This window comes from Chryseobacterium sp. A301 (genome assembly GCF_054489425.1).
Window position 1 is genome coordinate 1 of the sequence record NZ_JBTMWY010000003.1, and the last position, 22717, is coordinate 22717.

Here is a 22717-nt window from a genome sequence, read left to right on the forward strand (position 1 = left end):
AAATCCTGGGAATCTCAAATTTGGAACATAGGATTTTATATCTCTTATTCAGAAGATTTGAGAAACATTTGACCTCCAATTCAAACACTAAATCATTTAATTACTTTCTGCTTCCTTTGTCATTTTAAAACTTTAATTCAATAAAATGAACAAAAAACAAATTTCAGAAGTCATTGGTCTGTGGAAAATAGACAAAAAGCAGTACGTAAAAAAATCGAGTTTCTCGGCTTATACGCTCTTAATTGAAAACCATCTACTACCTGTTTTTGGTGACAAATGTGCAATTGAAGAAGCCGATGTACAAAGCTTTGTATTCCAAAAACTGGAAACTGGTTTAAGTCATAAAACCATTAAGGATATTTTAATTGTCCTGAAAATGATTCTAAAATTTGGTGCGAAAAATAAATGGTTGGATTATACCCCTTTTGATATTCAGTTCCCAACTGAAAGAGAAAAGCATAATATCGAAGTTCTTACCAGAAATGATCAGAAAAAAATTATGAATTATATTCAGGAGCATTTTACATTCCGCAATTTAGGAGTTTATATTTGTTTGAGTGCTGGTATACGTATTGGGGAAGTATGTGCATTAACCTGGGAAGATGTTGATACAGATAATGGAGTTATTAGTGTTAATCAGACGATTCAACGTATATATGTGATAGATGAAGGAACTAGAAAAACGGAACTGATTCTTGACACTCCTAAAACTAAGAATTCTATCCGTGAGATCCCAATTAGCAAAGATTTGCTGAAGATATTGAAACCGTTTAAAAAAATAGTAAATCCTTCATTCTTTGTTTTAACAAATGATGCCAAACCGACAGAACCCAGAACTTATCGTAGCTATTACAAAAATCTAATGAAAGAGTTGAAAATGCCAGATCTTAAATTTCACGGGTTAAGACATAGTTTCGCTACCAGATGTATTGAAAGTAATTGTGATTACAAAACGGTAAGTGTATTATTAGGACACTCTAATATAAGTACAACCTTAAACTTATATGTTCATCCCAATATGGAGCAAAAGAAGAAAGCAATTGAACAAATGTTTAAAGCGTTGAGGTAGTTATGATTTATAACTTTTAAGTTTTCAAGCCCAAATAATTTATGCAATTCTAAAAAGTAAATTTATTTGGGCTTATTTTTATTATTTTAGCCATATAATCACATCGTATAGATAATGACCATAAAAGAGGCTATTTTAAAAAGTTTAGAGGATTTTAACACACTAGCAAATTCAATTGAAATCTGCAATCACATTCTTGAAAATAAATATTATGAATTTGCAGGTAAAACACCAGCTTCTACCGTTTCAGCTCAGTTAGGAGATTATATTCGTAATGGCGATACAAGGGTAAAGCGTCTTAAGCAAACAAATGGGACATATTCCTATTACCTGACAAAAAACGAGCAAAATATTGGTATTGATATTTTGAGTGGCGATATTGAAATGCAAAAAAATCCAGTTGTCAAAATTAAAAAGCCCAAAGTTTACGAAGAACGAGATTTACACAAGCTCCTGAGTAGTTATCTAAAAAATACAGATACTTATTCTAAGACAATTTTTCACGAACAGTCTAATGGTAAAGATAATAATCAAATCTGGACACATCCTGATATGGTTGGAATCAAATTTTTGCATTTACAGACTAGAGCCAGTCAGAATTTTTTAAAATCAATTAATCGTGTGGACACGTTCAAATTGAGTTCTTATGAATTAAAAAGAGAAATCAATAGTGACAGTGAGTTGAAAAAAGCTTTTTTTCAGGCAGTTTCAAATTCTAGTTGGGCAAACTATAGCTATTTAGTGGCATTTGAATTTAGTGATAGTTTGAATGAAGAAATGGCTAGACTTAATCAATCTTTTGGAATTGGAATTATCGAGCTTAACGGCAATCCATATCGAAGCAAGATATTATTTCCAGCTGTCTTTAGAGATTTGGATTTTAAAACTATTGACAAACTCTGTAAAATGAACAAAGAGTTTGAAAAATTTATCGAACAAACTGAAAAACTGATGACTGCAAGTGAAAAATATATTTCAGGAGCTGAAAAAGAACTTGATGAATTCTGTGACAGTTATTTTAATAACGATACGGAAGTTGAAACCTACTGTAATGAAAAATACATCCCTACCTACTAACGAAGGATAACAAGCATTTCTATTAACTACATTATACCTGATATTATTTTGAGCAAGCAGTCTGAACAAATTTTAGAAGAACAACTCGTTATCCAATTACAAAAATTGGGTTATAAATATATTACCATCACTGATGAAAAATCTTTGTTAGCAAACCTCAAAACTCAATTAGAAAAACACAACCATATACAATTCAGCGATAGTGAATTTGAAAAGGTATTAAACATTATCAATAAAGGTTCCGTATTTGAGAAGGCTAAAATATTACGGGAACAGAAACATCATATCATCCGAGATAATGGAGATAATCTATATTTTGAATTTCTTAATGTAGAACATTGGTGTCAGAATCAATATCAGGTAACTAATCAGATAACACAGGAAGGAAAATATCAAAATCGCTACGATGTTACTTTGTTGATTAATGGGCTACCACTTATACAAATAGAGCTAAAGCGAAGAGGTTTGGAAATGAAGGAAGCCTTCAACCAAATTAACCGTTATCAAAAACATAGTTTTGGTGCGGGAAAAGGTTTGTTCCATTTTGTACAGTTATTCATTATTAGTAATGGTGTCAATACCAAATATTTCAGCAATTTTGGAACACATAAACAGGAATATCTTCAAACTTTCCATTGGACAGACGAACAAAATAATCCGCTCAACAATATTCTGAATGGTTTCACAGATGCTTTTTTAGAACCCTGCCACATCAGTAAAATGATATGCAAATATATCGTACTGAACGAAACAGACAAACGCCTAATGGTGCTTCGTCCGTATCAGTACTATGCAGTAGAAAGCATTATCAAAAAGGTAACGGAAAATGAAATTTTGAACGGTTACAACATTGAAAAAAACGGATATATCTGGCATACCACTGGAAGTGGTAAAACGTTGACAAGCTTTAAAGCAAGTCAGATTTTATCTAAAATTCCGGCAATCAAAAAGGTAGTATTTGTAGTTGACCGAAAGGATCTGGATTACCAAACCAATCAGGAATACGACAAATTTAGCAAAGGTTCTGTCAGTTCTGCAACCAATACAGACGATTTAATTCGGAAATTCAATGACCCGAATGTTAGCATTATTGTTACGACCATTCAAAAGCTGAACAATGCTATTTCGGGCAGGAATTTAGTTAAAATGAAATCCATTCAAAACGAACGAATGGTCTTTATTTTTGATGAATGTCACCGTTCTCAGTTTGGAGATACGCATAAAAATATTATAAATTATTTCTCTAATATTCAATTATTTGGCTTTACAGGTACTCCAATTTTAGCTGAGAATGCAAATGGAGAAAAAACCACGGCAAGTTTGTTTGGCAAATGCTTGCATAAATATGTGATAACCGATGCGATAAGAGATGAAAATGTATTGAAATTTTCAATAGAGTACATTCAAACGTTCAAGAAAAAAGAACATATCATTGATTTGAAAATAGAACAAATCAACGAAACCGAAGTATTTGAAGCTCCTGAACGAAAAGAAGCGATCGTGGATTACATTATACAATACCATAATCAAAAAACACAATCCAAGAAGTTTTGTGCAATGATGTGCGTACAGGATATTGATGCAGTTATTCAATACTATGAAATTTTTAAACGTAAAAAATTAAATGGAGAGCATAATCTTAAAATAGCAACAATCTTCAGTTTTGCACAAAACGAGGAGGAAATGGAAGAATCAATTGTTTCTCAACTCAATATGGCTGCTGAACCTCAAGTAGCATACGGATATAAGCCTCATCGTAGAGAGTTATTGGAAAATTATGTACAAGACTTCAATGATTTATTTGGGGAGAAACAAAATATTAAAGACACCGAAAGTTTTTACAATTATTACAATGCAGTAGCGAAAAAATCCAAGCAGAATGAAACGGATATTCTATTGGTTGCTAATATGTTTTTGACAGGATTTGATAGTAAGTATCTAAACACCTTATACGTTGATAAGAATCTTCAATACCACGGGCTTATACAAGCTTTTAGCCGTACAAATCGTATTTTAGATAAGAATAAAACACAGGGAAATATTGTATGCTTTAGAAACCTCAAAGATAAAACAGATGAAGCTATTGCTTTGTTTAGCAACAAGGAGGCTATTGATGAAATTATTGTTGAACCTTATGAAACCTATGTTGAAAGATTCAATGAGACAACTCAAAAGTTATTAGAAATCGTTCCAAGGGTGGACGCTGTTGACAGTTTATATACCGAAGAAGATAAATTACAGTTTATCATAGCTTTTCGTGCTTTGATACGTTTGCATAAGAAGATGAGCCATTATTCGGAGTTCACATGGGATGATTTAGATATTGAAGAACAGCTTTTTGCAGATTATACTAGTAAATATTTAGATTTAAAAGATAGACTTGGGTCTGATCCTTCACCCGAAAAGACATCTATTTTGAATGATATAGATTTTGAATTAGAATTGATAAGACGTGATACTATCAATGTTACATATATTATTCAGTTGTTGATTAAATTCAAGTCAAAACACAGTGCGAAAGACAAAGAAAGTATTGAAAAAGAAATTGCCAACTTATTGAATACGGAAGTTTCATTAAGAAGTAAAAGAGAATTGATTGATAAATTTATTCAAGAGAGCCTACCAAATATTGAAGATACAGATACTATTCCCGAAGAATTTGAAAAATTCTGGAATATAGAGCAAGAAAAGGCACTCCAAGAATTAGTTAAAACTGAAAATCTGTCTGAAGAAAAAACAGAAAGATTGATCGAAAACTATCTTTTTACTGAACGTGAACCTTTGCGAAAAGAAATTTTAGCCCTTAGAGAAGAAGGAAGACCCAGTGTATTGAAATCTAAAGAAATCGGTGATCGAATCTTAAATAAAATCTTAGATTTTGTTGAGACTTTTGTAAACGGGATATCAGGAAATTGATGTTTCGATTCTCTCAGTTAATTAAACATTTTACAAAAATCAGAAATATCTAAGAATTATAAAAAGATAAGGATAGGAAATCTAAAACCTATCCTTTCATTTTTTTGTATATTTGTTATGAGCTAACGGAAACACGTTGAAAAACAAAGCAATAAGCACCGTTACTAAATCATTACCTGACTTCTTTGATTATCTCTATAAAAGCTTAGTACTAAACCGATACGGCTTTTCCCTGAAAACTTTAAAATAAAAAGAGAATGACCTACAAAATCACCCTAAGACTTCTAGTTGCAGTCTTTATGTGTCAATATGCAAGCGTTTTTGCATGGGGCACCACCGGGCACCGCATAGTTGCAGAAGTGGCCCAGAACAATTTAAAAGCTTCCACTAAGCATAAACTCAAAAAAATCCTGGGCAAACAAAAACTTGCCTACTGGGCCAACTGGCCTGATTTCATTAAGTCAGATACCACCGGACATTGGAAGCACACCGAGACTTGGCATTACGTCAATGTGAGTCCTCAAAGTTCTAAAGCGGATTTCATTCGCACCCTTGAGGCGCAAGAGGCTCCTACATTGTATACAGAAATCAAAGCAATCGCAAATCGATTAAAAAACGGCAACCTTTCCAAGGAGCAGAAAGAAATTGAACTTCGTTTTTTAATTCACATGGTGGGGGACTTAGCTCAACCCATGCATGCAGGCCGCGCAGAGGATCTTGGAGGCAACAAAGTTCGCATTAAATACTTTGGTCAGAACACCAATTTGCACTCCCTTTGGGATAGCAAACTCATTGATGCCAATCAATACAGCTATACAGAATATGCAGAAATCTTGGATGTAAAAACACGAAGAGAGAAAAAGAAGCTTATGAAAGGAAGTCTAGAGGACTGGCTCTATCAGTCGCACCAAGCGGCCAATTCGATTTATGCATACACCAAGCCAGATGAAAATTACTCCTATGGGTACCTCTATCGTTTTAATTCGCTTCTTGAAAAGCAACTTTATGAAGGAGGTCTTCATTTAGCGCAAGTTTTAAACGAGGTTCTATAAGAATTTTTGAGTAAGTAGGGCAAAGACCTTTTGGTCTACAGGCAATAGGAATGGATTTTCTTCTCGTAAGGAAATCCATTCTACTTTTTCGATGGAAGGCTCCTTAATTAATAGATCGGATTCGTTCGTAAGTTCACAGGTATAATAGACTGTAAAGAGCTGCTCATTCTTGCGAAATCGAGAAACCACAAATTCTTCTTGGGTGTAGAAATGCTCTATGCGATCAATCTTTAAATTCAGTTCTTCGAGAAATTCTCTTTCAAGACACTCGATACTCCCTTCTTTGAACTCAAGACCGCCTCCTGGCAATTTTAGTAACTTTTCTCCCGCATACATTTCATGAAGCGCCAAAAGATGACCATCTTTTAGGCAAAGTCCGTAAATGCGAATGTTAAATTGATTTGTCATACCTCTACTCAATTAAAGTTTACGCGCATTAATCATTTCTCTTTTGCCCGGAGGCCCAGGTTTCTTTTCTACTTCAAAGGATAAATCGAGTAGGGCACGTCTCAAACTGCCTTTGGAGCTGTAGGTGGTAAAGAGTCCACCGGCATTCATTTTGTTAGCGACCAGGGAAATTAGATCCATCTCCCAGAGTTCAGGCTGGACCCGCGCGCCAAAACAATCAAAGTAAACCAGGTCTATAGGCGGCATGGACAAAGACTTTAAGTCAAAAAAATCAGCTTCGATTTTCGTGACAAAAAAGTTCTCACAAACTTCCACTGCCTCACCCCAGGGCGCTTTGTGCAGCCTATCAAAATAGCCTGCAAGAAGCTTGTTTTCAAAAAGACTGGGGTACTCTAGCGCTACGAGCTCTTCAGGCAAAACGGGGAATTTTTCAAGACTAAAATAATTTACGACCTGATTTTGACCCGTTTTTAAAAATTCATCAATCGTAACCAAAACATTTAAACCTGTCCCGAATCCGAGTTCTAAAATATTAATTTCACAACGTTGTACGAGTTTGAACCCATTTTCTATAAATACGTATTTAGCCTCCTGCAAGGCGCCGTGCCCGGAGTGATAACCTTCATTTAATTCCTTGATAAACAAAGTTTTACTTCCATCTTCGGTGAACTTTACTTCTCTTTCCATAACAATATTTGTCAAATTTAAAATTAATATTTATATTTATCAATTAAATTCTATCGTAAAATATAAAAATATTTTTAATAAAATGATAATTCAAAAAACCACCAATTCAAAAATAGACTCCTTTGATACCGAAAACTATTCGTTTGGAGATCACTTTATCGACCACATGGTTCTATGTGAGTACGAGAATGGAAAATGGGGAGAGCCTAAATTAGTGCCTTACGGTCCTCTTTCTTTTTCTCCAGCCAACATGACGTTCAACTATGGACAGGCCTGTTTTGAAGGAATGAAAGCCTACAAAGACAAAGACGGACAGGTGTTTTTATTTAGACCGGAAAAGAATTTCACTAGAATAAACAAATCCGCTAGTCGTCTTGCGATGCCGGAAGTACCAGAAGAGGTGTTCATGGGAGGATTAAAAGCCTTAATTGACATTGACCGCGCTTGGGTTCCGTACGGAGAAGGGAAATCCCTCTACATTCGTCCCTTGATTTTTGCTACCGAAGAGGGATTAAAAGCAAGAGTTTCAAACAAATACATGTTTGCCATTGTAGCTTCTCCTGCGAAGAGCTATTACTCGGAGCCCGTATCTGTTAAAATTTCCGATTATTACTCTAGATCTGCCAGCGGAGGAGTTGGATTTGCAAAAGCCGCGGGAAACTACGCCGCTTCTTTCTACCCAACCCAACTAGCGAATAAGGAAGGGTATGAACAAATCATTTGGACCGACGACACCACGCATGAAAACTTTGAAGAGAGTGGTACTATGAACGTTTTTGTTCGCATCGGCGATACGATCTATACTCCTTCTACGTCTGAGAAAATTCTAGACGGAGTGACGCGTGATAGCTTTATCCAACTTGCGAAAAAAAGAAATTTAGAAGTAGTGATTGGAGATGTAAAAGTGAAAGACGTGATTAATGCTCATAAAGAGGGTACATTAAAAGAAGTTTGGGGAGTAGGAACCGCTGTGGTTACCTCTGCTTTCAAAGCGATTGGGTACGGAGAGGAGAAACTTGAGCTTCCCATCCTAAGCAAAGAAGACAGCTTCGCTCTTACCCTTCAAGACGATTTGGTTTCTATCCAATCCAACCAAAAGGAGGATCCTTTCGGATGGAGAGTTCTTGTGGAAGAAGGAATTGCAGATAAAATCTAAGACCTATTTTTGGACAAAACTAGCCGGGATTATTCTCGGTTATTTTGTTTCTGATAGTCATGAAAATTCATTAATTTCGCAAAACGTTTTCTTTAGCCTAAAGAAAACGGAAAACTTTCTCGCCACGGCATAAGAAAATTTAGAATGAAAATTAATAAAATCCTATTCGCATTAGCCGGTATCGTGCTAATAAATTGTACACCAATATATAAAAAAATGAACGTAGACAAAGAACTTTACGAAGGTCTAGACAATGGACTTTACGCAAACTTACAAACTTCAAAAGGAGCCATGCTCGTGAAATTAGAAGCGGACAAGTCGCCGGTAACGGTAGCCAATTTCGTGGGCTTAGCGCAAGGGAAAATTCAGAGCAACAAACCAAAAGGAACTCCATTTTACGATGGAACCATCTTTCACCGTGTGATTGAAAACTTCATGATCCAAGGGGGAGATCCTCAAGGAACTGGAATGGGAGATCCTGGGTATAAATTTGACGACGAAAAGAACGACCTACAACATACAGGGAAAGGAATCCTTTCTATGGCGAACTCAGGTCCTAACAGCAATGGATCTCAATTCTTCATTACGCAAGTGGCAACTCCTTGGTTAGATGGAAAACACACCATCTTTGGAAAAGTAGTAGAAGGGGAAAATGTAATCGATGAAATTTCTGAAGTAGAGAAAGGACATTCCGACAGACCTAAAACTGACATCGTTTTAGAAAAAGTGTCAATTTTCGGAAAAGGCGAACCTTACGAAAAATTTGATGCAGCGGAGGTGTTTGAAAATGGCAAAGCAAAAATTGCAGAAAACAACAAAGCATTCGAAGAAAAAAGAAAAGCAGAAGCGGAGAAAGAATTCGAAGCTTTAAAGGAAGGAATGCAAAAGACGGATTCGGGTCTTTACTACAAAATCACGAAAAAGGCAGAAGGCAAAAAAGCAGAAAAAGGGAACACCGTTTCTGTTCATTATGCTGGAAAACTTCTGGACGGGACTGAATTTGACAACTCTTTCAAAAGAGGAGAACCTATTGAATTCCCAGTGGGAACCGGAATGGTGATCCAAGGTTGGGACGAAGGAATCCTTCTTCTTAATGAAGGAGAGGAAGCGACCTTCCTAATTCCCCCTACATTAGGCTATGGAGCGCGTGGCGCTGGAGGCGTTATTCCTGCCAATGCATGGTTGTTATTTGACGTGCAACTTATTGAGGCAAAATAATTTCCCGCTCCTTACTCAATTAAAAAAGCAATTTCGTGAATTCACGAAATTGCTTTTTTTTAGGGTATAATAAAGAGGGAACTTCCTAAAAGGTTTACCAATTTTGGTCTACCATGTAAAGGAGTTGGGTCATGACCGTGGCTCCTATCAGAAGCTCTCTTCGGTTTACATTTTCAAAGACATCCTTCTCTGTATGGTGCAGATCAAAATAGCGCTGCGGATCTGGAGAAAGTCCGGCCAATGCCACGCCTACTTCTTTTAATGGACCTATGTCTACGCCACTATGCTCCTTTTCAAAATCATACACTCCGTAGGGCAAAAATAGGGGAGCCCAAGATTTAATTAGTGCTTTTTGTTCTGCTTTCATATCTAATGCAATTCCACGAGGGGAGAATCCTCCTGAATCGCTTTCAATGGCAAACAAATGAGGCTCTTTTGATTTCTTCACTTCTTCTAGGTATTTATATCCACCGCGAACTCCGTTCTCTTCGTTTGCATACAAAACCACCCGAATCGTATGGTTAGGCTTAATTCCTAGTTTCTTAAAGGTTCTTAGTGCCTCAATACTTTGGACCACTCCCGATCCATCGTCGTGTGCTCCTTCGCCCACATCCCAAGAATCCAGGTGTCCTGCCACCACAATCACAGACTTGTCCTTATTTCCGACAAGTTCTCCAATCACGGTAAAGGAACTTTTGTCTTCTTTCATCGTGCAATTGGAATTCAGTTTGGCCACCACTTTTTGAGTCTTCAAGGTTGCGGCAAGCTCATCAGCCGTTGTATTCCCAATGGCCACTCCTGGGATTTTTTTCGCATCGGAATCGTAGCGAAGCGATCCGGTATGAGGCACGGCATCAAAAGCGGACGAAAGGGATCGGATAATTACCGCCTTGGCTCCTTTCCGTGCTGCCTCGCTTGCGGTGGAGCGGCGGTAGATTCCTGCCTCGCCATACGCCTGAAAGGGTTGGATATGGTCGTGTCTCCAAGTGAAATTAAAAAAGACAATCTTGTCCTTCACCTTATTTTTATCCAGCGCTTTGAATTCGTCTAAACTTTGCACCGCGATAATCTCGGCCACAACATCCTTGCCATCGGTTCCCTCTGAGTTCCCAATGGAAAGCATCTTAATTTCTTTGTAGGGCTCATTTCCGATTTGGATTTGAAGCGATTCCTCACCCCGTTCCCATACAGGTACCATCACGGGTTGAAGATACACTTTGTCCGCACCGGCTGCTTTCAATTTAGCCTCTGCCCAATGAACCGACTTTTCATAAGCCTCAGACCCACTAAGCCTGTGGCCAATGGATTTGGTTAGTTCATGAAGGTCGTCGTAGGCCTTGCCGTGGAGAAGGATTTCATCAGAAATCCGTTTGAATTGGATGGAGTCTGCATTCTGAGAATGCAAAATTCCACCCCAAAGGAGTGGAATGAGAAAGATTTTCTTCATAGTTCTTTTATTTGGAAGAACGAATTTAGAAAAATATTTACAGAGGACAAACCCAATGGGCTCCTCATTTATTGGAATTTTACTTCATGTCGTACATTACCAGGGCGGTCACTAACTTAGGTTGAATGTATGTGCACTTAGGAGGCATGCTGATTTTATGGTCTGAAATTTTAATCATTTCATTAAAACTTACCGGATAAATTCCAAAACCTACTGTGAATTTGGTTGTGTCTACGATTTCTTTTATGCGGTTGATCCCCTCAATACTAGAGGTTCCTTTCACGTAGGCAATTCGATCGGAAGAATCCGTATCCTCAATTCCTAACAAATCGTTGAAAATTAGCTCATCCACCATGTGGTGGTCTACGTAGTTCACATTAATATCTTGAGAACGAAGTTCGTGCTTTACGTGAAGGGAGTAGAACTTTCCTTCGAGGTACATTGAGATGTGGTATTTCTGAGAAGGGAAGTACGGCGTGTCTCCTTTTTCGTGGATATTAAAGGTTTTTTCAAGAGACTTTAAAAAAGCGGCGGGTTTCATTCCGTTTAAATCTCTCACCACGCGGTTGTAATCGTGAATCTTGATGGATTGATTCGAGACGATGTAGCTGAATACAAAATTGTACGCCTCGTTTCCAGTTTGACGCTTGTTTCTTGCGCGCATATGCTTTGCATTGAGCGCGGCCGAACCAATTCGGTGGTGTCCATCTGCAATGTAAAACGAATCGATACTTTCCAAAACCTCTTTAAACTGAAGCATTTTAAGACGGTTGTCAATTCTCCAAATCTTATGCTTAATCCCCTGTTCGTCATCGTAGTTTAAAATCGGAACATTCTTCTCCTCGTGGTTCATTAAAAGCTCCACTTTGGAATTTGCAGGATAGGTGAGTAACACCGGTTCTGCCTGCACGTTTACTTTTTCTAAGTAATGCGCAAGTCTTTCTTTTTTTTGAGGGATTGTACTTTCGTGGCGTTTTATTTTACCACTCCAAAAGTCCTCCACAGAAGTAAGTCCTAAAAGTCCTCTATAAACCACCTTATCAGGGTGAATCTGTTCGTATAAATAATAGGCAGAAGGATCTTGCAAAAGTTTTCGATCCTGGAGCAAGTGCTCGTAATTGGTTCTGATTTTTCTTAGGTTTCGATCAATGTCTTTCGACTTAGAAAGAAGAGCCGGCTTAATCATCTGAATGTAAGAAGAATCTTCCTGCGCTTTTGCACTGATTTCTTCCATTGAAAAATTATCAAGTGGATGCGTTGGAAATTTGTCTACGTAATCTTCGACGGGTCTTACCCCTTTAAACGGTCTAAATACTGGCATATCGTTCTATCTGTCGTTATTATTGGATTAAACTTAGGATGCGCTCTGCGAGTTCACGCCCAATTTTCTCTTGCGCATCAAGGGTACTTCCCCCCAAATGAGGAGAAAGAGAGAGACTTGGGTTCATTAAAAGAGGTAGCTCAGGATGGGGTTCGCTTTCAAATACGTCGAGAGCAGCTCCTGTGACGATTCCCTCTTCAATTGCATCGAGCAAACTTACTTCGTTAATTACGCCCCCTCTAGCGGTGTTTACAATTCGAATTCCTCGCTTCATTCTTTCGAACTCGGGCGTATCCAGAAGATACGTTTTGGATTTAGGTGTGTTCACACTTAAAAAATCAAGGTCTTTCAAAAATTCGGGAAGGTCCTGCGTGGTTTGCAATTCAAAAGAAACGCGTTGCGAATCAAAAAATTCGATCTCTACGGTCTCCTTTCTTGCTGTACGGGTACAAACCTTCACTTTCATACCGAGAGAGAGTCCCATTTTGACGACTTCCTGTCCCACAGCACCAAAACCAATAACTCCCAGAGTTTTGCCTTGAAGTTCCACGGCCGTTGCAAATGACTTCTTGAGCGCATTGAACTGACTTTCTCCTTCTAAAGGCATCAGTCGATTGGATTCATGAAGAAAGCGAGCCAAGGTAAAAAAGTGCGCAAAGACAAGCTCCGCTACAGATCGAGCGGAACTGATTGGGGTATTTACGACTTGAATTCCGAGCTCACTCGCGTATTCAAGATCAATATTGTCCATACCAATTCCCCCACGTCCAATGATTTTTAGGGAGGGACATTGATCAATTAATTCTCTTGTGACCTGAGTCGCGCTACGAACGAGAAGAATTTCAATTCCATTTTCGTTAATAAAATCGGGCAGTTGCTCCTGCGCTACGCGGTGCTCAATCACCTCCAAACCAGCCTGCCTAAATCGCTCAAGCCCGCTTTTGGAAATTCCGTCATTCGCTAAGATTTTCATGAATATAGTTTTTTAAATTGATTTCATTACCTCAACCAACACCTTCACGCTTTCAAGGGGAAGGGCATTGTATAGACTTGCTCTGTATCCACCCACACTGCGATGGCCATTTAATCCTGAAATACCTGCGCTAGCCCAAGCCTTATCAAAGTTCTCTTTCAGACTCTCGTCCGTCAATACAAAACTTACGTTCATTAAAGAACGATCTTCGAGCTCCGCATAACCCTTGAAATGAGGGTTCCGGTCAATTTCATTGTAAAGAAGTTCCGCTTTTTGTTTATTTCGTTCTTCTGCCGCCGAAATTCCGCCGTGCTGTTCCAAATACTGAAGTGTAAGTAAACTTGTATAAACATTAAACACGGGTGGTGTGTTAAACATGGATTCTTTTTGAATGTGCAAACTATAATCTAAATAGGAGGGTAGGTCTCTACCTGTGTGTCCTAAGATCGATTTTTTTACAACCACAAGAGTCGCTCCTGCAGGACCCATATTCTTTTGAGCTCCCGCATAAATTAAATCAAATTTTGAAAAATCGATTTCACGAGAAAAAATATCACTACTCATGTCGCAGACACTAAGAGTATCCACGGTGGGAAACTCCTTCATTTGAGTCCCATAAATGGTATTGTTCGAGGTACAATGAAAGAAATCGTACTGAGATCCTACAGAGTATCCTTTTGGAATGTAATTGTAATTCTTATCCTTTGAGGAACCTACCACATCCACTTCTCCAAATTTCTTCGCTTCTTTGATGGCATTCGCCGCCCACGTGCCCGTATCCAAATACGCAGCTTTCCCGTTTTGCGCTTTCATTAAGTTGATTGCACTCATCAGAAATTGAAGCGAAGCTCCGCCTCCCAGATAAAGCACTTCATACTGATCGTCAAGATTCATAAGTCTTTTTACGATTGTGCGCGCTTCTTCCATGACAGGGACAAATTCTTTACTACGATGAGAAATCTCTAGAAGCGACAGGCCAATTCCATTGAAATCAAGCACCGCCTCCGAGGCCATTTGAAAGACTTCTTGAGGTAAAATACTAGGTCCTGCGCTAAAATTGTGTTTTTTATTCATGAGTAATTGGGTCTTGATTTGCCGCCGAGGCGACAAAGGGTGAAACAGAAAAACCTTCTGCCAAATCTTTTCTATCTTTTCTAGACGAGCGACAACAAGGTTTGAAAAAAAAGCCTCAATACTTTGAGGCCTTACTAATTATTCGTTGTGCAAGAAAGCCTTCTTCGCTAGTAAGCTTTCCTCCGACTCTACGTGGTCTTCATCCGGTATACAGCAGTCTACCGGACATACGGCAGCACACTGTGGTTCTTCATGGAATCCCATGCATTCTGTACATTTGTCCGTGACAATAAAGTATACATCATCACTTACGGGCTCTTGCGGAGCATCCGCATCCACGGTTAACCCGGATTTAAGGGTTACCTTTCCTTTGAGGGAAGTCCCCTCGGAGGCTCTCCAATCCACTGCACCTTCATAGATTGCATTGTTTGGACATTCGGGTTCGCAAGCGCCGCAATTTATACATTCATCCGTTATTCTAATCGCCATTGCTGTTGTTAATTTTTATATAAAGTTGCACAAATATACAAAGAAATCTCGGCTCAAGACGAATTTTAGCGAGATTCTAAACCTAAAATAGATCAGGTTTTGGCCCTAACTCTGAGCAAGCTAGCTCCTGGCGTAAGGTGGTGCGACCCATTTGTCTTTTCGCCCGTGATTGCGTATCTTTGTCTTTGCTAAAAAAGAGGGCCTTGAGCCCCTTTTTAGAGTCTTATCCAACGACGAGAAACATTTTTAATGGCATTAGATTTACAAATACAAGGCCTTGCGAAATTAGGGGAGTTTATACAGAATTATCTCGATACAAGAGAGAATCTTTCCCCTGAACAAACCGCACTTGAAGAGGTGCTATCTAGAACCACGGCTGAAAATTCGTGGTTTACGAAAGAATCGCTCACACAGAGCCTTTCCCAGTGGGCAAGTGTTTTAAATGAACCTGCAATCAAAGAGTGGCTTTCTTCCTACAAACGAGCCAGTACCCCGCGTAGAGTAGGGCTAATCCTTGCCGGGAACATTCCACTGGTTGGATTTCACGATGTGATCTGCGTACTTTTAAGCGGTCATTTTCCTGTCCTTAAGCTCTCGTCTAAGGACAAGCGATTACTTCCTTTTCTGCTTACAAAATGGAATGAGTTTTCTCAAGGAAATGTGAGTTATGAATTGACTGAGAAACTAGAAAATTTTGACGCAGTCATCGCTACAGGAAGCAACAATACGGCTCGTTATCTCGAGTATTACTTTAAGGAGTACCCAAGCATTATTCGAAAGAACCGAACCTCCTTAGCGGTGGTGAGTGAGAACGACAGTGATGAGGATTTGCAAGCTCTAGGAAAGGACGTCTTTAGTTACTTTGGGTTAGGCTGTCGAAACGTAACCTATTTATTACTTCCCGAAGGTTTTAAGCTCGAACGAATCTTTGAGAACCTTTTGCCTTACTCAGAGATTATCAACCACAATGGCTACGCGAACAACTACGATTACAACAAAGCCATTTACCTTCTGAACCAAGATCTTTTTTGGGACAACAACTTTGTCATGCTAAGAGAAAGCCCTGAGCTTTTCAGCCCTTTGTCCGTACTTCATTTTTCAACCTATAAATCGTGGGAAGAGGCGCAAAGCTTCCTTGAAACCCACAAGCTCGAAACGCAGTGCGTGGTTTCTAACCTAGAGCAAATTGAAGACAGAATTAAACCCGGAGAGGCTCAAAATCCAACCCTAGCGCAATACGCAGACCACGTGGACACGATGGCCTTTCTCGAAGGACTCTAGATCAAAAACGACTTTTAGAAGGATTTAACGCGGTCACAAACACCATGACTTCGTCCTGAAATCGCTTTTCGACGTGTTCCACCAAATTGACAAGTTCATTTTCCATAAAACTAGAGCGAATCTCTTGGGTTTCAAAGACTAAGAGCAAATTCGTGTTTTGCCCCTCCGTTACGCGTTCGGTTTCCACAGAGGAGATAATATACTTCTCCACATCATACAGATTTTCAACCATTTGATGTAGCTCATTTTGTAAATAAGAATCCCACGACTCGAGCGAAGAGGCAATCGTGTGAAAAGTTATGCTCAGTACCGTCATTTTTGTCTATTTTTATAAGAAATGTGGATAATTTTGAGGGCAAAAATCGGGAATTTTTTCTTAAATTAGCACGTTATTATATTTTGAACGTAAAAAATAGAAATCACAGGCCTTGGCCTTGAAAAACATTTTAGATTTTATATGAATACAGAAGGAGAAAGGTTAATTCCAATTAACATTGTGGATGAAATGAAATCCTCGTACATCGATTACTCGATGTCGGTGATTGTATCCAGAGCATTACCGGACGTGAGAGACGGTCTTAAGCCCGTCCATAGAAGGGTATTATACGGGATGTATGGACTTAACGTGTTTTCAAATAGAAAGCACCTGAAATCTGCGAGAATCGTAGGGGACGTACTGGGTAAGTATCACCCACACGGGGATAGTTCCGTGTACGACGCAATGGTACGTATGGCGCAGCCATGGAGTTTACGCTACACCCAAGTGGATGGACAAGGGAACTTTGGTTCCATGGACGGAGACCCGCCCGCAGCCATGCGATACACAGAGGCTAGATTAAAGAAAATTTCGGATGAAATCTTAGCCGACTTAGACAAGGACACAGTGGACTTCCAAAACAACTTTGATGATTCCATGACCGAGCCTACGGTAATGCCTACGCGTATACCCAATCTACTGGTCAATGGAACCTCAGGGATTGCGGTCGGAATGGCTACCAACATGGCACCCCATAACCTTTCGGAGGCAGTAGATGGAATTTGTGCTTATATAGATAACAACGAGATTACCATTGACGAGCTCATGCAGCATGTCGTAGCGCCCGATTTCCCTACAGGTGGGATTATCTATGGATACGAAGGCGTGCGCGCCGCATTCCATACAGGAAGAGGTCGCGTGGTCACTCGCGCAAAAGTAAACTTCGAAGAAATTGGAAATCGCAACGCCATTGTGGTGACCGAGATTCCTTACCAAGTAAACAAAGCGGAAATGATTTCTCGTACCGCAGAACTTGTGAAAGACGAAAAAGTACCCGGGATCTACGAAATTCGGGACGAATCGGACAGACGCGGGATGCGAATTGTTTACGAACTTAAAAATGACGCCATTCCGAATGTCGTTTTGAATCTACTTTACAAATACACGGCACTTCAGACTTCTTTTAGTATCAATAACATTGCCCTTGTTCACGGAAGACCAGAGCAATTGAACTTAAAGGACATGATCGTGCATTTCGTGGATCACCGTCACGTGGTGATTGTACGACGTACCGAGTTTGAACTTCGCAAAGCGCAAGAAAGAGCGCATATCTTAGAGGGTTTCATGAAGGTCATAGGAACCCAAGACTCTCTAGACAAAGCCATTGCAATCATTCGTCATTCCTCTACGCCAAACCAAGCGAAAGAAGGGCTGATTAGTGAATTTGAACTTTCTGAAATTCAAGCCCAAGCGATATTAGATCTACGACTCGCTCGACTTACCGGAATGGAACTCGACAAGATTCGTGCGGAATACGATGAAATCATGGCCTTAATTAACGACCTAGAAGACATCCTTTCGAACGAACCTAGACGATTTGAAATCATCAAAGCGGAAATGCTTGAAATCAAAGAAAAATACGGAGACGAAAGAAGAACCGAGATTGATTACGCCGGAGGGGATATGTCGATCGAAGACTTTATTCCAGACGACACCGTAGTGGTTACCATTTCTAATTTAGGGTACATTAAGCGTACGAGCCTTTCGGAATACAAAATTCAAAGCAGAGGAGGCGTGGGTAACAAAGCCGCGACCACAAGAGATACGGACTTTTTAGAATACATAGTTTCCGCGACAAACCACCAGTACATGTTATTTTTCACAGAGAAAGGAAAATGTTACTGGCTGCGTGTTTTCGAAATCCCTGAAGGATCTCGAACTGCGAAGGGGAGAGCGATTCAAAACCTTATTAATATAGAACCCGACGACAAAGTTCGCGCCTATATTAAAACAGACGATCTAAAAGACGAAGACTACGTAAATCAAATGTACGTGGTAATGATCACGAAGAACGGAACGGTGAAAAAGACTTTGCTTAAAGCCTACTCACGTCCAAGAACCAACGGAATTAACGCCATTGAAATTAGAGACAACGACCTTCTCTTAGGAGCCCGTTTGACTCAAGGTGATTCTGAAATCATGATTGCGACTCAAAAAGGAAAATGCATCCGATTCCCTGAGGAGAAAGCGCGCGCCGTAGGCCGAGGCTCTATCGGAGTTCGAGGAATCTCCTTAGAAGATAGCGATGAGGTAATTGGTATGATTGTTGTGAATGATGTGCAGCAAGAAAGCGTATTAGTGGTTTCTGAAAAAGGATATGGGAAACGTTCAGCGGTGGAAGACTACCGTGTGACGAACCGAGGCGGAAAAGGGGTAATCACCCTGAATGTCACGGAAAAAACCGGAAACCTGATCGCCATTCAAAACGTTGTGGACGGAGACGGTCTTATGATTATCAACAAATCAGGGGTTGCCATTCGTATGAGCGTCGATGAACTTCGTGTGATGGGTAGAAATACACAGGGGGTTAAATTAATAAACCTCAAGAAAAACGATGAAATCGCGGCCATTGCGAAAGTGCAAATGGACGATGAAATAGCAGAATCTGAAGAAGAATCTACACAACCACTTCCAGGCGCAGTTCATAGCGATCTTGTAGAATTCAGTGGGGCGCCACAAAGTGGAGACAATGCGGTAACGACTCTAGGCGATGAAGCTTACTTACGCAGCATTGAAGAGCAGGAAAAGAAGGAAAATGAAGAGATAGAAAAAAGGGAAGCAGACGATTCCTCTGATCCTAGCGAAGAATAAAGTAAATAACGTTAAAAAAGTATAGGAATGAAAAAAATAATTTTAAGTGTAGCAATGGTTTCTATGACCTTTGCATTCTCGCAGAAAAAAGAAGTTTCTGCGGCATTTAAGGCGATTGAGGCAGGTAATACTGCAGAAGCAAAACAAAACATTGCTCAGGCCGAAGCTCTAATGAATGGGAAAGTATATGTCCTAGAACCAAACATTCAAGAACAGTACTATTACACCAAAGGTCTTGTGCTTATTAAAGAAGGGAAAGCCGTAGAAGGAGCAGCACAACTTGCGAACATTACGGATTTAGGGAAAAACAAAATCTACGCAGGGAAAGAAGGAAAAACCAAAGTTTACATTTCTGGAAAAGCCAAAGCGGACGCTTCTGGAATTTCAAACTTGAAAGAAGAGGCTTACAATCCGGTATTGACTGGACAAATTATTGGCCAGGTAAACCCTTTAATTCAAGCGGCTAATACAGCAGCACTCGAAGCCAACAACAAGGAGAATTTCGACGTTGCAGGTCCTAAGTTTTTAGAAGTTTACAACCTTTTAAAAGCGGCAGGTCAAGATAACAAACAGTATTTATATTTTTCTGCCATCACCTACGCTCGTTCTTCAGACAAAGCAAAAGGAATTGAAATCTACAAAACCCTTATAGATTCCAATTACACAGGAGTTGAGACTCGTTACTATGCAAAGGACAAGTCGGGGCAACAAGTGGAATTTGATAAGGCCACATGGGATTTAATGAAAAAGACTCAAAATGCGGACTATACCGAGTATAAAAACGAAACGAGTCCTAACATTGAACAGGAGCTTTACGAATCGGCTGTCGGTCTAATGATTGAAGCAGAAAGATATGACGAGGCGATTGCGTACTCTCAGAAAGGAATGGATAAATTCCCGAAAAACACCAAACTAACTGAATTAAAAGGTCTTGCTTATTACCGCGCGGGTAGAACGGATGAGTTTATGGCAAGTTTGAAAGAACTAGTGGCCAAAAACCCACAAGATAAAATCAGTTGGTACAACTTAGGGGTTCTATCAAGCAAAGACCCTAGCAAAAGAGCGGAGTCGGAATCTTATTTCAAAAAAACAGTTGAAATTGACCCGAGTTATGCACCGGCTTTTCAGAACCTAACGTACATGACAATGGACATTGACAACGATCAAAAACACATTGATCAGTACAATGACTTAAGAAAAGCAGGAAAGATGAACGAGGCGAACAAAGTAATGGAAGATCGTAGAGATCGTTTTGCCAAAGCGGTTCCTTACGCAGAGCAGTGGTACAAAGCCGCGCCTGAGGATATCGATGCCGTTACCATTCTAAAAGGGCTTTACCAAAGCACGAAGAATGAGGTAAAATTCCAAGAGTTCAAAGCAAAAGAAGCCGCTTTAAAAGCGAAGCAAAAATAAGCGCTAAAAACATAAAAGCGATAAGCCGTCTCGATTTTGAGACGGCTTTTTATTTGATAATTGTCTCCTCACGAAAGGCATATCGTAGTTATCAATTTGAACCAACGCTTATTCGAACAAGTAACAATTTTGTAATCCTTTCTTATGCTTTCTCCATCAGAAGTCGCTGCGTAACCTTTTCGCTAAACTCATGGGTTTCACCTCCATAGCTCACCTTCATACTTCCGTCAAATTCTTCGACGGAATCAATTCTAAGCTTTGTACCTAAGGCCAAGTTTTTTGCGTTCAAATATTTTAAAAACTCACTGGTCGATTCCGTTAAAGCGCAAAAGACCAAGACGTCTCCTTTCTTACCTTGGTTAAGGCTTTTGTAATTAAAGCGCTCAATGGAGCCGCTTTTGTCGGGGATGGCAGATCCATGGGGATCGGTTTTAGGGTAATCCAAAAGCTCGTCAATTTTCTCAAAAAACAAACTCGATTGAATGTGTTCGATTTCTTCTGCGATTTCATGTACTTGCTCCCAACCAAATCCCATTTTTTCTACGAGAAACATTTCGGTTAAACGATGCTTTCTAACAATAAGTGCAGCCTCTATCTTACCCTCACTCGTAAGCAAAAGAGGTTTATACGGCTCATAACTAACCCAGCTTTTTTTCTCGAACTTCTTCATCATGCTGTTTACACTAGGCATCTTGATACCCAGAATTTTACTGAGTTCATTTACACTAGCGGGTTGATTTTTCTCTGTCAAATGATAGAGAGCCTTTAAATAATTTTCTTCTGTACGCGTAGTCATGCCTCAAAAGTACAAAAAGTTAGACTCTCAAAAAAACCTATCTAACATAAGAACTTTCTCTACAGACCAAAATTAAAACCTTAAATTTGCAATTCTTATGCACTATATATGGGTATCGAATTAATACTAAAATACTTTCCTGAACTTTCCAAAACACAAATTGAGCAGTTCACACAACTTGAAGCACTTTACACGGAATGGAATTCTCAGATTAATGTCATTTCCAGAAAAGACATGGACTCTCTTTACGAGAAGCACATCCTTCATTCTCTTGGCATTGCGAAAGTTATTGAGTTTGCCCCGGGCACGAAAGTGCTAGACGTAGGAACTGGGGGGGGATTCCCTGGAATTCCTTTAGCGATCTTATTTCCAGAAACGCAGTTTACCCTTGTGGATTCCATTGGGAAGAAAATTCTCGTGGTCAACGAAGTCTCCACGGCACTTGGGCTCATCAATGTGCGAGGGATCCATGGTAGAGCAGAGGGTATAAAAGAGAAATTTCACTTTGTGGTAAGCCGCGCAGTCACTCGTATGCCTGAGTTTTTAAAATGGCTAAAAGGGAAATTTGAAAAAGAACAAATTAACAGCAAACACAATGGGGTTCTTTACCTAAAAGGGGGAGACCTGGGAGAAGAACTTGCAGGCCTTCGCTGTGAACTTACTTCCTTAAGTAAACATTTCGAAGAAGAATTTTTTGAAACCAAAAAAGTAGTGTACCTTTCCAAAGGCCACTTTAATTCCTAATATAGACCATGCAGAGTTCTAAGTTCTTTCTTTTTACAATTTTTACTGCGCTTGTTTCCCTAACAAGTTGTCAGAGATCTGACGATCCCACGTTTGCTCAAAAGATTGAGTTAAGCACCGACAGTGTATCGCTGCCTAGCGAATCAATTACTCTTGGCAATACTGTACAAATCACAACCTATCATAAACTTGCTGCCAATTGTGAACTTTTTCATGGTTTTTCTGAAGTAGAGGTAGGTGAGGAAAAACAAATAACCGCTTATTACCTTAAAACGGACAGCGTATGTGGCGCAACTTCCGTATCACAGGCTTTTATAAATTTCACGCCAAAAAGAAGCGGAACCTTTCGTCTCAAGTTTTGGAAGGAAAATAACCAGTGGGTTGAGAAAACCCTTGAGGTTCTTCCAAGCCCTGCCCCCTAAGGATAGAGGAACACTCCAACAAAAAGACTTGAAACGAAGGACGCCCG

Annotated in this window: 20 protein-coding genes; 11 read left to right on the forward strand and 9 right to left on the reverse strand. The window is 39.5% G+C overall.

What is annotated here, in order from left to right:
- Window positions 1-145 precede the first annotated feature (145 nt).
- The 4 genes from ACX3PU_RS05930 (at window position 146) to ACX3PU_RS05945 (ending at window position 6114) form a co-directional block, all read left to right on the forward strand.
- Entirely contained in the window at window positions 146-1069 is a 924-nt protein-coding gene (locus tag ACX3PU_RS05930) for a tyrosine-type recombinase/integrase (RefSeq protein WP_459084017.1), read from the forward strand.
- 114 nt (window positions 1070-1183) lie between these two features.
- Window positions 1184-2146, forward strand: coding sequence for a hypothetical protein (locus ACX3PU_RS05935; protein ID WP_459084018.1), 963 nt, complete (start codon window positions 1184-1186; stop codon window positions 2144-2146).
- Window positions 2147-2194: 48 nt separating this feature from the next.
- On the forward strand, window positions 2195-5062 hold the full coding sequence (locus ACX3PU_RS05940; protein ID WP_459084019.1) for a type I restriction endonuclease subunit R: 2868 nt from the start codon (window positions 2195-2197) through the stop codon (window positions 5060-5062).
- Window positions 5063-5319: 257 nt separating this feature from the next.
- Window positions 5320-6114, forward strand: a complete 795-nt coding sequence (locus ACX3PU_RS05945) for a S1/P1 nuclease (protein ID WP_459084020.1) — start codon at window positions 5320-5322, stop codon at window positions 6112-6114.
- On the opposite strand, the gene ACX3PU_RS05950 is transcribed toward ACX3PU_RS05945, so the two are convergent.
- Both ACX3PU_RS05950 and mnmD read right to left on the reverse strand, forming a co-directional pair.
- Window positions 6109-6522, reverse strand: coding sequence for an NUDIX domain-containing protein (locus tag ACX3PU_RS05950; RefSeq protein WP_459084021.1), 414 nt, complete (start codon window positions 6520-6522; stop codon window positions 6109-6111). The two genes, ACX3PU_RS05945 and ACX3PU_RS05950, sit on opposite strands and share 6 nt — an antisense overlap.
- Window positions 6523-6534: 12 nt before the next feature.
- The gene (gene mnmD / locus ACX3PU_RS05955; RefSeq protein WP_459084022.1) at window positions 6535-7209 is read right to left on the reverse strand and encodes a tRNA (5-methylaminomethyl-2-thiouridine)(34)-methyltransferase MnmD; all 675 of its coding nucleotides are present in this window, start codon (window positions 7207-7209) and stop codon (window positions 6535-6537) included.
- An 82-nt stretch (window positions 7210-7291) separates the two neighbouring features.
- Here mnmD and ACX3PU_RS05960 point away from each other — a divergent pair, with 82 nt between their 5' ends.
- Complete coding sequence (locus ACX3PU_RS05960) at window positions 7292-8365, forward strand: branched-chain amino acid aminotransferase (RefSeq protein ID WP_459084023.1); 1074 nt, start codon at window positions 7292-7294, stop codon at window positions 8363-8365.
- Window positions 8366-8581: 216 nt separating this feature from the next.
- Window positions 8582-9583, forward strand: coding sequence for a peptidylprolyl isomerase (locus ACX3PU_RS05965; protein WP_459084024.1), 1002 nt, complete (start codon window positions 8582-8584; stop codon window positions 9581-9583).
- Window positions 9584-9677: 94 nt separating this feature from the next.
- Here ACX3PU_RS05965 and ACX3PU_RS05970 read toward each other — a convergent pair whose 3' ends face one another.
- The 5 genes from ACX3PU_RS05970 to ACX3PU_RS05990 all read right to left on the reverse strand — a co-directional run bounded on the left by ACX3PU_RS05970 (window position 9678) and on the right by ACX3PU_RS05990 (window position 14887).
- Window positions 9678-11030: a M20/M25/M40 family metallo-hydrolase gene (locus tag ACX3PU_RS05970; protein WP_459084025.1), complete on the reverse strand. Its 1353-nt coding sequence runs from the start codon at window positions 11028-11030 to the stop codon at window positions 9678-9680.
- Between the two features lie 79 nt (window positions 11031-11109).
- The gene (locus tag ACX3PU_RS05975; protein ID WP_459084027.1) at window positions 11110-12351 is read right to left on the reverse strand and encodes a DUF1015 domain-containing protein; all 1242 of its coding nucleotides are present in this window, start codon (window positions 12349-12351) and stop codon (window positions 11110-11112) included.
- Window positions 12352-12370: 19 nt separating this feature from the next.
- Window positions 12371-13324, reverse strand: a complete 954-nt coding sequence (locus ACX3PU_RS05980) for a D-2-hydroxyacid dehydrogenase (RefSeq protein WP_459084028.1) — start codon at window positions 13322-13324, stop codon at window positions 12371-12373.
- A gap of 12 nt (window positions 13325-13336) precedes the next feature.
- A complete protein-coding gene (gene serC / locus ACX3PU_RS05985; RefSeq protein WP_459084029.1) occupies window positions 13337-14398 on the reverse strand; it encodes a 3-phosphoserine/phosphohydroxythreonine transaminase in 1062 nt (353 codons plus the stop codon).
- A gap of 138 nt (window positions 14399-14536) precedes the next feature.
- Window positions 14537-14887 (reverse strand): 4Fe-4S dicluster domain-containing protein, encoded by a 351-nt coding sequence (locus ACX3PU_RS05990; protein ID WP_459084031.1) that lies wholly within the window; start codon window positions 14885-14887, stop codon window positions 14537-14539.
- A 249-nt stretch (window positions 14888-15136) separates the two neighbouring features.
- Here ACX3PU_RS05990 and ACX3PU_RS05995 point away from each other — a divergent pair, with 249 nt between their 5' ends.
- A complete protein-coding gene (locus tag ACX3PU_RS05995) occupies window positions 15137-16168 on the forward strand; it encodes an acyl-CoA reductase (RefSeq protein ID WP_459084032.1) in 1032 nt (343 codons plus the stop codon).
- Window position 16169: 1 nt separating this feature from the next.
- On the opposite strand, the gene ACX3PU_RS06000 is transcribed toward ACX3PU_RS05995, so the two are convergent.
- The gene (locus ACX3PU_RS06000; RefSeq protein ID WP_459084034.1) at window positions 16170-16484 is read right to left on the reverse strand and encodes a DUF4286 family protein; all 315 of its coding nucleotides are present in this window, start codon (window positions 16482-16484) and stop codon (window positions 16170-16172) included.
- A 141-nt stretch (window positions 16485-16625) separates the two neighbouring features.
- Between ACX3PU_RS06000 and gyrA the strand changes: the two genes are divergently transcribed.
- Together gyrA and ACX3PU_RS06010 are read left to right on the forward strand one after the other, a co-directional pair.
- On the forward strand, window positions 16626-19295 hold the full coding sequence (gene gyrA / locus ACX3PU_RS06005) for a DNA gyrase subunit A (protein WP_459084035.1): 2670 nt from the start codon (window positions 16626-16628) through the stop codon (window positions 19293-19295).
- 27 nt (window positions 19296-19322) lie between these two features.
- Window positions 19323-20708 (forward strand): tetratricopeptide repeat protein, encoded by a 1386-nt coding sequence (locus ACX3PU_RS06010; protein WP_459084036.1) that lies wholly within the window; start codon window positions 19323-19325, stop codon window positions 20706-20708.
- Window positions 20709-20850: 142 nt separating this feature from the next.
- On the opposite strand, the gene ACX3PU_RS06015 is transcribed toward ACX3PU_RS06010, so the two are convergent.
- Window positions 20851-21504 carry a metal-dependent transcriptional regulator gene (locus ACX3PU_RS06015; protein WP_459084038.1) on the reverse strand — a complete coding sequence of 218 codons (654 nt, stop codon included), beginning with the start codon at window positions 21502-21504 and terminating at the stop codon, window positions 20851-20853.
- Window positions 21505-21612: 108 nt separating this feature from the next.
- Between ACX3PU_RS06015 and rsmG the strand changes: the two genes are divergently transcribed.
- Entirely contained in the window at window positions 21613-22248 is a 636-nt protein-coding gene (gene rsmG, locus ACX3PU_RS06020; RefSeq protein WP_459084039.1) for a 16S rRNA (guanine(527)-N(7))-methyltransferase RsmG, read from the forward strand.
- A gap of 8 nt (window positions 22249-22256) precedes the next feature.
- Window positions 22257-22670: a hypothetical protein gene (locus tag ACX3PU_RS06025; RefSeq protein ID WP_459084041.1), complete on the forward strand. Its 414-nt coding sequence runs from the start codon at window positions 22257-22259 to the stop codon at window positions 22668-22670.
- The last annotated feature ends 47 nt before the right edge of the window (window positions 22671-22717 follow it).